This window comes from Vibrio sp. RC2502 (assembly GCF_054850435.1).
In genome coordinates, this window is the sequence record NZ_CM141453.1 from 2,727,719 (window position 1) to 2,741,069 (window position 13,351).

Genomic DNA, 13,351 nt, shown 5'->3' on the forward strand with positions numbered 1-13,351 from the left:
TTTAATCGAGAAAGTAAAGAACCGTTTACGTGCTAGAAAGAGGAAGATTCGGTTTCAATTACCTGAGAAATCAGGGCAGTTAGCTAACTAAGAGCTTGCTAGATACAGATGAGTTGGTTGCTTTCTTTTAGGTATAGCAGCAACACGGTCAAAACAGCTCATCGCTCTAAAATACCGGCCTTTAAACACAAAAACGCCCCACCGAAGTGGGGCGTTTTTAGAAAGCTTTCAAGCTAAACTTTATTCAATTAAGAATTAAGCTTGGCCTTTAACTTCTTTAAGACCGTTGAAAGGAGCGCGCTCACCTAGAGCTTCCTCGATACGGATTAGTTGGTTGCTTTCTTTTGGGTATAGCAGCAACACGGTCAAAACAGCTCATCGCTCTTAACCATCTGCTTTTAAACATACGCCAATAAACAAAAACCCCCGCCTTAGCGAGGGTTTCAAAAAGCTATTTAGCTAAACTAATTCAATAAGAATTAAGCTTGGCCTTTAACTTCTTTAAGACCGTTGAAAGGAGCGCGCTCACCTAGAGCTTCCTCAATACGGATTAGTTGGTTGTACTTAGCAACACGGTCAGAACGGCTCATAGAACCAGTTTTGATTTGACCTGCAGCTGTACCTACCGCTAGGTCAGCGATAGTTGCATCTTCAGTTTCGCCAGAACGGTGAGAGATTACTGCTGTGTAACCTGCGTCTTTAGCCATCTTGATTGCAGCTAGAGTCTCAGTTAGAGAACCGATTTGGTTGAACTTGATTAGGATAGAGTTAGCGATGCCTTTCTCGATACCTTCAGCTAGGATCTTAGTGTTTGTAACGAATAGATCGTCACCAACTAGTTGGATCTTGTCGCCTAGAAGTTGAGTTTGGTGTGCGAAACCATCCCAGTCAGACTCGTCTAGACCGTCTTCGATAGATACGATTGGGAATTGCTCAACTAGACCAGCTAGGTAGTGGTTGAACTCTTCAGAAGTGAAAGTTTTGCCTTCACCTTTCATGTTGTAGATGCCAGCTTCTTTGTCGAAGAACTCAGATGCAGCACAGTCCATAGCTAGAGTAACGTCTTTGCCTAGCTCGTAACCAGCAGCAGCAACAGCTTCTGCGATAACTTCTAGAGCTTCAGCGTTAGATTTAAGGTTAGGAGCGAAACCACCTTCGTCACCAACAGCTGTGTTGTAGCCTTTAGACTTAAGAACTTTAGCTAGGTTGTGGAATACTTCCGCACCCATGCGTACAGCTTCTTTAAGAGTTGCAGCGCCAACTGGTTGAATCATGAATTCTTGGATGTCAACGTTGTTGTCTGCGTGCTCACCACCGTTGATGATGTTCATCATTGGTAGAGGCATAGAGAACTGACCAGCAGTACCGTTTAGCTCAGCGATGTGCTCGTATAGAGGCATGCCTTTAGCTGCTGCTGCAGCTTTAGCGTTTGCTAGAGAAACTGCTAGGATAGCGTTCGCACCGAATTTAGATTTGTTTTCAGTGCCGTCTAGTTCGATCATTACTGCGTCGATTGCAGCTTGGTCTTTAGCGTCTTTGCCAACTAGAGCTTCAGCGATTGGGCCGTTTACAGCTTCAATTGCTTTAAGAACACCTTTACCTAGGAAACGTGCTTTGTCACCGTCACGTAGCTCAAGAGCTTCGCGAGAACCAGTAGATGCGCCAGATGGAGCTGCCGCCATACCTACGAAACCGCCTTCTAGGTGTACTTCAGCTTCTACAGTTGGGTTACCACGTGAGTCGATGATTTCACGACCTAGAACTTTAACGATCTTAGACATTAATGTTTCCTCTCGTTTCAAATATAAATGTCAATTTTAAAGGGCAGCAGCACAACCTTCGCCGCCGCCCGTATCCTTTTACTTCTCGAATTCGCCGCGTGAGTATTGACCCGCAGCCTTAACGAAACCTGCAAACAATGGGTGACCATCGCGAGGAGTCGATGTGAATTCAGGGTGGAACTGAGCCGCTACAAACCATGGGTGAGCTGGGTTCTCAATCATTTCCACTAGCTTCTTGTCCGCAGATAGGCCTGACACTTTAAGACCTGCTTTTTCAATTTGTGGACGAAGAACGTTGTTCACTTCGTAACGGTGACGGTGACGTTCATGGATCGTCGCGCTACCGTACAGTTCACGAGCTTTTGTACCTTTTTCTAGGTGACATAGCTGAGAACCTAGACGCATCGTACCACCAAGATCAGATGATTCAGTACGCTCTTCCACGTTACCTGTTTCATCAACCCATTCTGTGATCAAACCTACCACAGGGTACTTCGTGTCTTTGTTAAATTCTGTTGAATGTGCACCTTCCATACCCGCAACGTTACGCGCGTATTCAATAAGGGCAACTTGCATACCTAGACAGATACCTAGGTAAGGCACTTTGTTTTCACGTGCGTATTGAGCCGCACGGATCTTGCCTTCAACACCACGATCACCGAAACCACCTGGAACTAGGATAGCGTCTAGACCTTCTAGAAGCTCAACGCCTTTAGTTTCGATGTCTTGAGAGTCTACGTACTTAATGGTTACGTTTAGGCGGTTTTTCAAGCCTGCGTGCTTAAGTGCTTCGTTTACAGATTTGTACGCATCTGGTAGTTCGATGTATTTACCGACCATACCGATAGTTACTTCACCTGTTGGATTCGCTTCTTCGTAGATAACCTGTTCCCATTCAGAAAGGTCAGCTTCTGGCGCATCAATACCGAAACGAGTACACACTAGGTCATCAAGACCTTGAGACTTAACAAGTTGAGGAATCTTGTAGATTGAATCTACGTCCTTCATTGAGATTACCGCTTTCTCAGGAACGTTACAGAAAAGTGCAATCTTCTTACGCTCGTTCGCTGGGATCATACGATCGCTGCGGCAAACTAGGATGTCTGGTTGGATACCGATAGACAGTAGCTCTTTAACAGAGTGCTGAGTCGGTTTAGTTTTCACTTCGCCAGCTGCTGCTAGGTAAGGAACAAGAGTTAGATGCATGAACATTGCGCGTTCACGGCCAAGTTCTACGGCTAGCTGACGGATTGCTTCCATAAATGGTAGCGATTCGATATCACCTACCGTACCACCAACTTCAACGATAGCAATATCGTGGCCTTCAGAACCTGCAATTACGCGGTCTTTGATAGCGTTAGTGATATGAGGGATAACTTGAATTGTTGCGCCTAGGTAGTCACCACGACGTTCTTTACGAAGTACGTCGGCATAAACACGACCTGCAGTGAAGTTGTTACGCTTGGTCATCTTGGTACGGATGAAACGCTCGTAGTGACCAAGGTCAAGGTCAGTCTCTGCGCCATCTTCCGTAACGAACACTTCACCGTGCTGAGTTGGGCTCATTGTGCCTGGATCAACGTTGATGTAAGGGTCAAGCTTCATCATAGTCACTTTAAGACCACGAGCTTCTAGAATAGCTGCAAGAGATGCTGCTGCAATACCTTTACCTAGAGAGGATACAACCCCGCCAGTAACAAAAATGTAATTTGTCGTCATGTTTAACCTGAAATTGGTTGAATGAGGGAAATGGAGTGCTTCTGGACGGGAGATAAATATACCAGAAGCTCCTTACCGCCACAACGTGAAATCTATCACACCGTAATTTTTTATTTTTTGCTTCAAATCAAAGTGGGTAGAGACAAAGCAAAGTGCTTATTTATGTTCTGAGTCAGACTTGTCCCATAAATCGCGCTGTGACTATTTTGTCTGCAACTTCACTCTTCTTTTTTCACTTCATTCCAAAAATTGTCGAGTTCTGACAACGTACACTCGGTGAGTGTTCTTCCTGATTGCGCGACCTTACCTTCAACTTGCTTAAAACGCTTGGCAAACTTAATGTTCGCTTTGCTTAATGCCACTTCTGGGTCTTTGCCAAGATGACGTGCTAAGTTGACCGTGGCAAACAACAAGTCCCCTAACTCAAGTTCGACTTTCTCTTCATCTGGATCGATTTGAAGCGCTTCTTCCATCACCTCATCCACTTCTTCTTGAACCTTACTGACTACTGGCCCAAGCGAATCCCAATCGAATCCGTATTTCGCACATTTTTTCTGAATCTTTGTAGCACGAGAAAGCGCCGGCAAAGAGTTTGGTATTGAGTCTAGGATACTTTCTTCAGCTTTGCCTACTTGCGCTTTTTCTTTTGCTTTTTCCGTTTCCCAGTTGGCATTAATTTCCTCGTCAGACTCAAACTCAACATCCGAAAAAACATGCGGATGGCGACGAGTCAGTTTTTCGTTCACGGTTTCGACCACATCCGAAAATTCAAACAGCCCTTGCTCTTTCGCTAATTGACTGTAAAAAATCACCTGGAACAACAAATCACCCAGCTCTTCTTTCAGATTTGACCAATCACGATTCTGAATCGCATCCACCACTTCGTAGGTTTCTTCGATGGTGTGCGGAACGATGGTGTCAAAGGTTTGTTTTAAGTCCCAAGGGCAACCGCTTTCTGGGTCACGTAGCTTCGCCATGATTTGTTCTAATTGTTCAATTGGATGACTCATTTTCGTTCCTTTAAACCTTTCTATCTAAAGAAAAAGGTGAGCAGCCAAAACCACTCACCTTCTACATTATATTTTCTCAGCAGCTTTCACTAAGTAATTGTTACTTTGACAAGGCAACAAGTTTTCGCGACTCCTGAGCATAGCTCGCCTATGTGATGAGCCTGGGCCGGCACTCCGGAGTAAACGCAGTTAACGCAGTAAAAGTGACAAGTACGACGTGAAAGTTAGCCTAAGCGTTTTACCGACATAACATCCTTGATCTGCTCGACACGTTTCGAAACGCGAGAGAGCACCTCAATATTGGTCACTTCAAGATCAAAATCCATGATGGCGAGCTGACGACGGTAATCGACACGGCTCTTCATGCTGGTCACTTTGATTTTCTCGTTGGCAAATAGTGTGGTGATGTCTTTCAATAGACCGCCTCGCTCCATCGCTTCGACACGCACGGTGAGGATGTATGACCCTACAAATCCGCTGCCCCATACGGTATCAATGATACGTTCTGGTGCGTGATGACGCAGTTCTTCGAGCTGTTCACAGTCACTGCGGTGCACTGAGATACCTCGGCCTTGGGTGATGTAACCACAAATGTCATCGCCTGGAATTGGCTGACAACAGCGAGCTAGGTGCGTCATTAGGTTATCAACACCTTCTACTACTACCGCGTCTTTTTTCGGGCGACTTTGCGCTGGTGCTTTGTGCTCGGCTTCTTGAAGTTTTTCTAGCGCTTGCTGATCCTCTTCTTCCGCCGTTGGTTTATTCACCAGTGCATTAATGTGGTTGATGATCTGATTGATACGCAGGTCGCCACTGCCTACACCGACGTAGAGTTCATCCGGCGTATTGACGTTGAAGCGTTTTAGGGCGTAATGCTCTGCATCTTTTAACGTCGCACCAATCTTCACCAACTCGTGTTCGAGGATTTCACGTCCCGCTTCGAGGTTTTTTTCACGACTCTGTTTACGGAACCAAGCGTTGATCTTCGCACGAGCACGACCTGAGTGAACAAAGCCTAGTGATGGGTTTAACCAGTCTCGCGATGGGTTTGGCTCTTTTGCTGTGATGATTTCGACCTGATCGCCCATGTGGAGTTTATGGGTGAACGGCACGATTCGGCCACCAACTTTGGCGCCAATACAACGGTGCCCGACTTCTGAGTGAATGTGGTAGGCAAAGTCTAGTGGAGTTGCCCCCATTGGTAAGTCGACAACATCGCCACGTGGTGTAAATGCGTAGACGCGGTCATCGAAGACTTGGCTTCGGAGCTCATCCAACATCTCACCAGAATCGGACATTTCTTCTTGCCAATCCAATAGTTTACGCAGCCAGGTAATTTTCTCATCGTAACCACTGCGGCTGCTCGCACCTTCTTTGTATTTCCAGTGCGCGGCAACGCCCAGTTCAGATTCTTCGTGCATTTGCTTGGTACGAATTTGAATCTCGATGGTTTTGCCTTCAGGACCAAGAATAACGGTGTGAATCGATTGGTAACCGTTTGGTTTTGGGTTTGCAACGTAGTCGTCGAACTCACTCGGTAAGTGCTTGTATTTGGTATGAACCACACCTAACGCAGCGTAACAATCTTGCAGTTTGTCGGCGATGATACGTACTGCACGCACGTCAAACAATTCATCAAACGCCAAACTCTTCTTCTGCATTTTTCGCCAAATGCTGTAGATGTGTTTAGGACGGCCACTTACTTCGGCATTAATGCCACAAGCTTTCATCTCTTGAGATAAGTCTTCGACAAAATCTTTGATGTATTGCTCACGGACAATACGACGCTCAGCAAGCTGCTTTGCAATTTGCTTGTAAGTGTCCGGTTGTTGATAACGGAAAGCGTAGTCTTCGATTTCCCACTTAAGCTGACCGATACCTAGGCGGTTAGCCAGTGGAGCATAAATGTTGGCACACTCTTTCGCCGCAGCACGTCGAACTTCGTCCGGTGCTTTTTTGACTTCAATAAGGTTGCAAATTCGTTCTGCTAGCTTGATGACAACGCAACGAAAATCATCCACCATGGCAAGCAGCATGCGACGAACGTTGTCTACTTGAGACGACGCAGCGCTGCCTTCCATCGTGACGTTAAGCTGACCGATAGCGGCCATTTCTTCTACGCCATCAATGAGCTTAATGATTTCTTTGCTGTATTTTTCTTCAAGAAGTTCTCTGTTGAAAGCACCACTTGAAACCAAAGGAAACAGTTGAGCCGCCACTAATGTTGCTTTGTCCATCGACAAGGTGATCAGAATTTCGATCATCTCTCGTCCACGCCACAACAGGAGTTCGGCTTGTTCGTGACCCGCCAAAATCGTTTGGCAATCTCGATAAACTTCGATTAAGCGTGATGCTGTGCTTTTCTCTTGTCCTAGGCTAGCCACCCAGTTTTCAAGTTCAAACTGTTCATTTTGGTTTAAATGCGCGCTTCTTACCGCAACCATCTCATCATCCTAATTATTATATTTGTGTGGTTTGACTAACACCGTCCAGGTTAGTTCTTTGCCTCCACGTTGAGTGTTGGCTTTATGACCGCCCACCACAAGTAAGCGGCCAAAGTCTTAAAAGTTAAGACTTTTCAAACAGTGCCATCGATTCTAGATGGCTGGTATGAGGGAACATGTCCAGCATACCTAATTTGGTTAGTTGATAGCCTTGCTCTAGCAAGCTCTGACTGTCCCTTGCAAGGGTAGCAGGATTACAAGAAACATAAACTACACGCTGAGCGCCAAGCGCAGAAACTTGATCGATGATCCCACTCGCTCCTGCTCGTGCAGGGTCCAGTAATACTTTGTCAAACTTTTCCGCAGCCCAAGCTTGGCCGTCAAAATCCTGCTCAAGGTTAGCGTGATAAAATTGCGCGTTATTGATTTGGTTCAAAGATGCATTATTTGAGGCTTTTTCGACCATCTCAGCCACACCTTCTACGCCAACGACATGTTTAGCACGCTTTGCGATCGGCAAGCTGAAGTTGCCTAATCCACAGAACAAATCTAACACTCGTTCGTCACTTTGAGGGTCTAACCACTCAATCGCCTGTTCCACCATTTTCTGGTTCACCGCTTGGTTGACCTGAATAAAGTTGTTCGGTGCAAAAGGGATTTTTACGCCCACTTCTTGATAGAAAGGCACCTCACCTGCAACTAAGTTAAGTTGGTCAGTTTCTGGCATCAGATACAACGAGGCTTGATGGCGTGTCGCTAATTCAACTAATGCACTGACTTCTTCATCGGCCAAATTGCTTAAGTGTCGCAGCGTGATACAAGGCCCGTTGTCACCCAACACCAGTTCTACATGCCCCAATTGCTCTGGCTTTTTGAACGCTGTTAGCACCGAATAAATCTCAGGCAATAGCGCATTCAACTCAGGAGCCAATACCGGACAATCCGTCACTTGTGCAATTTGCTTGCTTTGCTTTTTGCGAAAGCCAAAGTGCAACTGACGCGTTTTCTTATCGACAAACAAACTCACGCGAGCACGACGTCGGTAACCTAAAGACTCGCCCAATACTGGCGCATCCAACTCAATGTCACTGCCAGCAAATTTTCGCATTAACTGACGCAGCGTCTGCTGTTTGTGCGTCAATTGTTGGTCATAATTGAGATGCTGCAAATCGCACCCGCCACATTCATGATAATGCGGACAAAATGGCTCAACGCGCGCATCGCTTGGCTTTAGGATTTTAATCAGCTTGCCGCGAGCAAATTTGCTCTTCTCTTCCACCAATTGCGTCACCACTTCTTCACCTGGTAATGCGCCGTCAATGAACAACGGTTTCTTTTTAAGGTAAGCAATACCTGCGCCGTGGTGATCCAAACGCTCTACTTGTACCGCTTGGTGACGAGTGTTTAATTGCGTTTTCTTTTTAGGTTGAAAGATACGTGCCATGCTCTGTGCCTGATTAGTGTCTAATTGCTCTGCTGCTTCACTATTCTTGATTGCAGCCGTTGTGTGATTCGAGTGACTTGATTATGCTTACCGTTTATCCGGTGACGTCACTTCTTTGCTCAAGGCAGTATGACTACTCTTGAGAAATAATGCGTTATTTTCCCATATCCAGACTCCGATGTAATTAGATAACATGACCAGATATGGCTTACGAGCACGTGTAATTACGCTGACTCTCGCTCCCACTCTCATTATTGGTTTATTACTGAGCGGCTTTTTCTCCTTTAATCGCTATCAGGACCTAGAGAAACAAGTTATCACTACGGGCAATAGCATTATTGAACCTCTTGCGATCGCCAGTGAATCTCACCTACTTGCTGAAAGCCGTGAAGCCGTACGTCGCCTGATTAGCTACGCGCACCGTAAAAATTCCAAACTCGTTCGCAGTATTGCCGTATTTGATGAACACCATGAACTGTTCGTCACGTCAAACTTCCATCCTAATTTTGAAGCGCTGATGTTCCCAAAAGATAAGCCGATCCCGAAGCTGGGAAATTCGGAAATCTATGAGAACTCCCTAATCCTGCGTGTGCCGATTTTATCGGAAGGACACTATTTATCAGAACTGTCTAACGAAAACCAAGGCACGAAAGCCATTGGCTACATCGCGGTAGAAATGGATCTTTCTTCTTTACGCTTGCAGCAATACCAAGAAGTCTTCTCCGCTTTCCTTGTTTTGATCCTTGGTCTTGGGCTTGCGAGCGTGTTTGCTTCCCGCTTAATGCATGATGTTACCCAACCAATCACGCACATGAAAAACGTCGTTGATCGCATTCGTCGTGGTCACTTGGATGTGCGTATCGAAGGCAAAATGCACGGCGAGTTAGACCAACTGAAAAACGGTATCAACGCCATGGCGGTTTCGCTATCGGAATACCACGTCGAGATGCAGCACAGTATAGACCAAGCCACGTCAGACCTACGCGAAACCTTGGAACAGTTAGAAATTCAAAACGTTGAGCTCGATATTGCGAAGAAGCGCGCACAAGAAGCCGCACGTGTGAAGTCAGAATTTTTGGCCAATATGTCGCACGAATTACGTACGCCATTGAATGGTGTAATTGGCTTTACTCGTCAAATGCTCAAAACGCAGCTTTCTAATAGTCAAACCGACTACTTGCAAACCATTGAGAAGTCCGCAAACAACCTACTAAACATCATCAATGACATTCTCGATTTCTCGAAATTGGAAGCCGGTAAGTTGGCGTTGGAAAACATTCCGTTTGATTTCCGTGAAAGCTTAGAAGAAGTAATCAACCTACAAGCCACCAGCGCGCATGAGAAAGGTCTGGAGATCACCTTGAAAGTGGATCCGAAGATCCCGCCAGGTCTAGTCGGAGACCCGCTACGTATCCAACAAATTTTGACTAACTTGGTGGGGAACTCCATTAAGTTTACTGAGCGCGGAAACATCGATGTTAGCGTCGAAATGCGTTCACAAGCAGGTGACTCGGTTGAGCTGCAATTTATGGTGCGAGACACCGGTATCGGTATTTCAGAGCGTCAACAAGCGCAGTTATTCCAAGCATTCAGCCAAGCGGATGCCAGCATCTCTCGTCGATATGGTGGTACGGGTCTGGGCTTGGTTATCACCCAGAAACTGGTTAGTCAGATGGGCGGTGAAATCAGTTTGACCAGTCGTCTTCACCAAGGTTCGACATTCTGGTTTACGCTTCGCCTCAACTCGACAGAAATGCCAATGAGCGATCTGATTGAAGTCGAGCTACTAACAGGCAAACAGTTGCTGTTGGTAGAACCAAACATGCAAGCGGCATCGGTGACTCAGCAGATCTTGAGTCAAGAAGGTATTCTCGTGACCTATCGTTCTTCCTTACCAGAGAACGAAGAGCACTACGATTACGTATTGCTGAACTTGGCAGCTAACCAAACTTATGACGAGCAATCAGTCGCTGCTTGGATTGAGCAAGCGAAGCGCATGGCGCCAAGTGTCATCATGGGTACACCGAGCACCGAATTAGCGCTTGCCGACCAAATCATGACCGAGCATCAAATCCAGTGCTTAACCAAACCGCTATCACGCCGTAAGCTGCTGCAAAGTTTGATCAATGAACATGTTGAAGCACCTCAAGCTATTACCGCTCCTGTTGAAACAGAAGAAAGCGAACGACTGCCACTGACGGTGCTCGCGGTGGATGATAACCCTGCAAACCTAAAACTGATTTCAGCACTATTGAAAGAAAGGGTTGAAACCGTAACGGCTTGTAGCAATGGTCAGCAAGCCGTAAATCTCGCTACCGAGAAGAAATACGACCTGATCTTTATGGACATCCAAATGCCATTAATGGATGGCGTGACCGCTTGTCAGAACATCAAAGAGCTTGAGTTAAACAAAGACACACCAGTGATCGCCGTTACCGCGCACGCCATGGCTGGGGAGCGCGATCGTCTTCTCGCCGCAGGTATGGATGATTACCTCACCAAACCAATTGAAGAGCATGTACTGCAACAAGTGTTGGTCCACTGGAATCCGAATACCTGTACAGAAAGCATAGGGAAAGTTGCGCCGTCCTACGTCGATGAACCAGCAAGTGAAGCACCTGCTACAGCTGAAAATACACAACCTGATGTGATTATTGACTGGCAAGCCGCATTGAAACAGAGCGCTAATAAGGAAGATTTAGCCAAAGATATGTTGCGTATGTTGATCGATTTCATTCCAGAAGTAGAAGAAGTTGTCGACCACGCACTTGAGCAAGACGATTATTCGCGTGAAGAGTTAATTCATGTGATCCACAAACTGCATGGCAGTAGCTCTTATTGTGGCGTACCAAGACTAAAATCTCTCTGTGCTACGCTTGAACACGCACTTCGTTCAGGAGCCAGCATTGAGGAAATTGAACCTGAAATGTTTGAACTGCAAGATGAAATGATTAAGGTCACCACCACCGCAAAACTTTATCTAGAGCAGTAGCATTCTGACTAAACTTCATACAAAAAAGCCAGAGCATTTGCTCTGGCTTTTGTTATTCAGCTTAAAGGGTTAGGATTCAAGAATCACGGTCGCAACCGCGTAGTGACGTTCATCAGAAATAGATAAGTGAACGTGATTAACGCCCATCGTCTGCGCCATTTTTTGAGCCACGCCAGACAGCATTAAAACTGGCTTACCCAACTCATCATTCGAGACGGTAAAATCATGGAAAGTCACGCCTTGAGCAATCCCCGTACCTAGCGCTTTCGATGCTGCCTCTTTAGCGGCAAAACGCTTAGCAAGATAACGCCCTTGCTGCTTGAGTTGCGAAAACTTTGCCATTTCATCCTCAGAGAGAATACGTCGAGCAAAAGGTTCACCACTGCGGCCTAGCGCTTTATCTATACGCTCGATTTCAGCAATGTCGGTTCCTAAACCTAAAATAGCCATTCGTAGAACCTAGTTATTTGCGTGCCGCGATCATCAGTGCTTTCATCTCTGCCACAGACTTTTCTAGGCCATCAAACACTGCACGTCCAATGATAGAGTGACCAATGTTCAACTCGTAAATTTCTGGTAGCGCAGCAATTGGTGCCACGTTGTGGTAAGTCAGACCGTGGCCAGCATTCACAATAATACCAAGGTCATCAGCGTAGCTTGCACCCGCAGCAATCTTCTTCAACTCTGCTTGTTGCTCTTCTTCTGTTTCTGCATCAGCGTAATGACCAGTATGAAGCTCGATAAATGGTGCACCACACTGCTTCGCCGCTTCAATTTGCTGACGATCCGCATCAATAAACAGAGAAACTTTAATGCCCGCTTCCGTTAGCTTTTGCGTTGCTGCTTTTACTTTCTCAAGTTGGCCAACCACATCTAAGCCGCCTTCAGTAGTGAGCTCTTCACGCTTTTCTGGTACGAGACAAACAAACTCTGGCTTAGTTTTTAGTGCGATCTCAACCATTTCCTCAGTGACTGCCATTTCTAGATTCATACGTGTTTGAATCGTCTCACGTAGAATACGCACATCACGATCCAAAATATGGCGACGGTCTTCACGCAGGTGGATGGTAATGCCGTCCGCCCCAGCACGCTCTGCGATTTCCGCAGCGTGTACAGGATCTGGGTATTTTGTACCACGCGCATTACGTAGAGTGGCAATATGGTCGATATTAACGCCTAAATAAATTGAGCTCATTTTCCATTACTCCGTGCTCTGGGTGTCTGAATAAACAATTCACGACTTTTTAAAGGTTTGCCGCCAAGATACGGCTTTAAGGCTATACGTGTAAAGCGTTTTGCCGCTTTTAACTGCTCTTTAGTGACAAACCGCCGCTCACTGATTGCAATCAGCTCATTGCCCAGAAATGTTAGATTGTCGCGCCTTACCGATGCGATAAATCCCTTTTGTTCTCGGTAGCGGTACGTCATCTCAGGAGCGACCGGTTCACCCGTGCCAGCACAGTGCAAAAAGTCGACGCCATACCCCATTGAAGAGAGCAAAGCCAACTCAAAACGGCGTAATGCGGGTTCTGGGTTTTCACACTGAGCGAGCTCGGTTAAGGCATGCAGGTAATCATGAAACAGTGCAGGCATTGGGACTTCTGCCATTAGCACTCGCCCAACGAGCTCGTTGACATACATGGCAGAGTACAAGTTGATCCCAAATAAAGGTAAACCGAGGCTGATAGGCTCTGCTTGGCGCAACGTTTTCATCGACCCTTTACCAGACCATTTAAGCAATAGCGGCGTAAAAGGTTGCAGTGCGCCTTTTAGATTGGATCGTTTACTACGCGCGCCCTTGGCCATTAGCGTGATACGACCATATTCCTCGCTAAATACATCAAGGATTAAGCTCGATTCACTGTAAGGGCGTCGGTGCAGGACAAAGCAGCGTTGAAAACCTTCTGCGGATAAGTTGCTCATCTAAATCTGTGTGCCTAAAAATCTAGTGCCAGAATAGT

The 13,351-nt window shown here is 46.2% G+C and carries 9 protein-coding genes; 1 reads left to right on the forward strand and 8 read right to left on the reverse strand.

Going from position 1 to position 13,351, the window contains the following annotated elements; genetic code table 11:
* Positions 1-479 precede the first annotated feature (479 nt).
* The 5 genes from eno to rlmD all read right to left on the reverse strand — a co-directional run bounded on the left by eno (position 480) and on the right by rlmD (position 8,398).
* On the reverse strand, positions 480-1,781 hold the full coding sequence (gene eno / locus ACYJZR_RS12650) for a phosphopyruvate hydratase (RefSeq protein ID WP_005455579.1): 1,302 nt from the start codon (positions 1,779-1,781) through the stop codon (positions 480-482).
* 78 nt (positions 1,782-1,859) lie between these two features.
* Positions 1,860-3,500 carry a CTP synthase gene (locus ACYJZR_RS12655; RefSeq protein WP_005455581.1) on the reverse strand — a complete coding sequence of 547 codons (1,641 nt, stop codon included), beginning with the start codon at positions 3,498-3,500 and terminating at the stop codon, positions 1,860-1,862.
* 218 nt (positions 3,501-3,718) lie between these two features.
* Positions 3,719-4,510, reverse strand: a complete 792-nt coding sequence (mazG, locus tag ACYJZR_RS12660; RefSeq protein ID WP_025612817.1) for a nucleoside triphosphate pyrophosphohydrolase — start codon at positions 4,508-4,510, stop codon at positions 3,719-3,721.
* Positions 4,511-4,734: 224 nt separating this feature from the next.
* Complete coding sequence (gene relA / locus ACYJZR_RS12665; RefSeq protein ID WP_005490307.1) at positions 4,735-6,954, reverse strand: GTP diphosphokinase; 2,220 nt, start codon at positions 6,952-6,954, stop codon at positions 4,735-4,737.
* A gap of 124 nt (positions 6,955-7,078) precedes the next feature.
* Positions 7,079-8,398 (reverse strand): 23S rRNA (uracil(1939)-C(5))-methyltransferase RlmD, encoded by a 1,320-nt coding sequence (gene rlmD, locus ACYJZR_RS12670; protein ID WP_140056330.1) that lies wholly within the window; start codon positions 8,396-8,398, stop codon positions 7,079-7,081.
* Positions 8,399-8,591: 193 nt separating this feature from the next.
* Here rlmD and barA point away from each other — a divergent pair, with 193 nt between their 5' ends.
* A complete protein-coding gene (barA, locus tag ACYJZR_RS12675; RefSeq protein WP_017449144.1) occupies positions 8,592-11,390 on the forward strand; it encodes a two-component sensor histidine kinase BarA in 2,799 nt (932 codons plus the stop codon).
* A gap of 69 nt (positions 11,391-11,459) precedes the next feature.
* On the opposite strand, the gene acpS is transcribed toward barA, so the two are convergent.
* The 3 genes from acpS to recO are packed head-to-tail and all read right to left on the reverse strand — an operon-like array spanning position 11,460 to position 13,313.
* Complete coding sequence (gene acpS, locus ACYJZR_RS12680) at positions 11,460-11,840, reverse strand: holo-ACP synthase (RefSeq protein WP_021450032.1); 381 nt, start codon at positions 11,838-11,840, stop codon at positions 11,460-11,462.
* A 13-nt stretch (positions 11,841-11,853) separates the two neighbouring features.
* Positions 11,854-12,585: a pyridoxine 5'-phosphate synthase gene (gene pdxJ / locus ACYJZR_RS12685; protein WP_005484124.1), complete on the reverse strand. Its 732-nt coding sequence runs from the start codon at positions 12,583-12,585 to the stop codon at positions 11,854-11,856.
* Positions 12,582-13,313, reverse strand: a complete 732-nt coding sequence (gene recO / locus ACYJZR_RS12690) for a DNA repair protein RecO (protein ID WP_025535228.1) — start codon at positions 13,311-13,313, stop codon at positions 12,582-12,584. The genes pdxJ and recO overlap by 4 nt, the downstream gene beginning before the upstream one ends.
* Positions 13,314-13,351 lie beyond the last annotated feature (38 nt).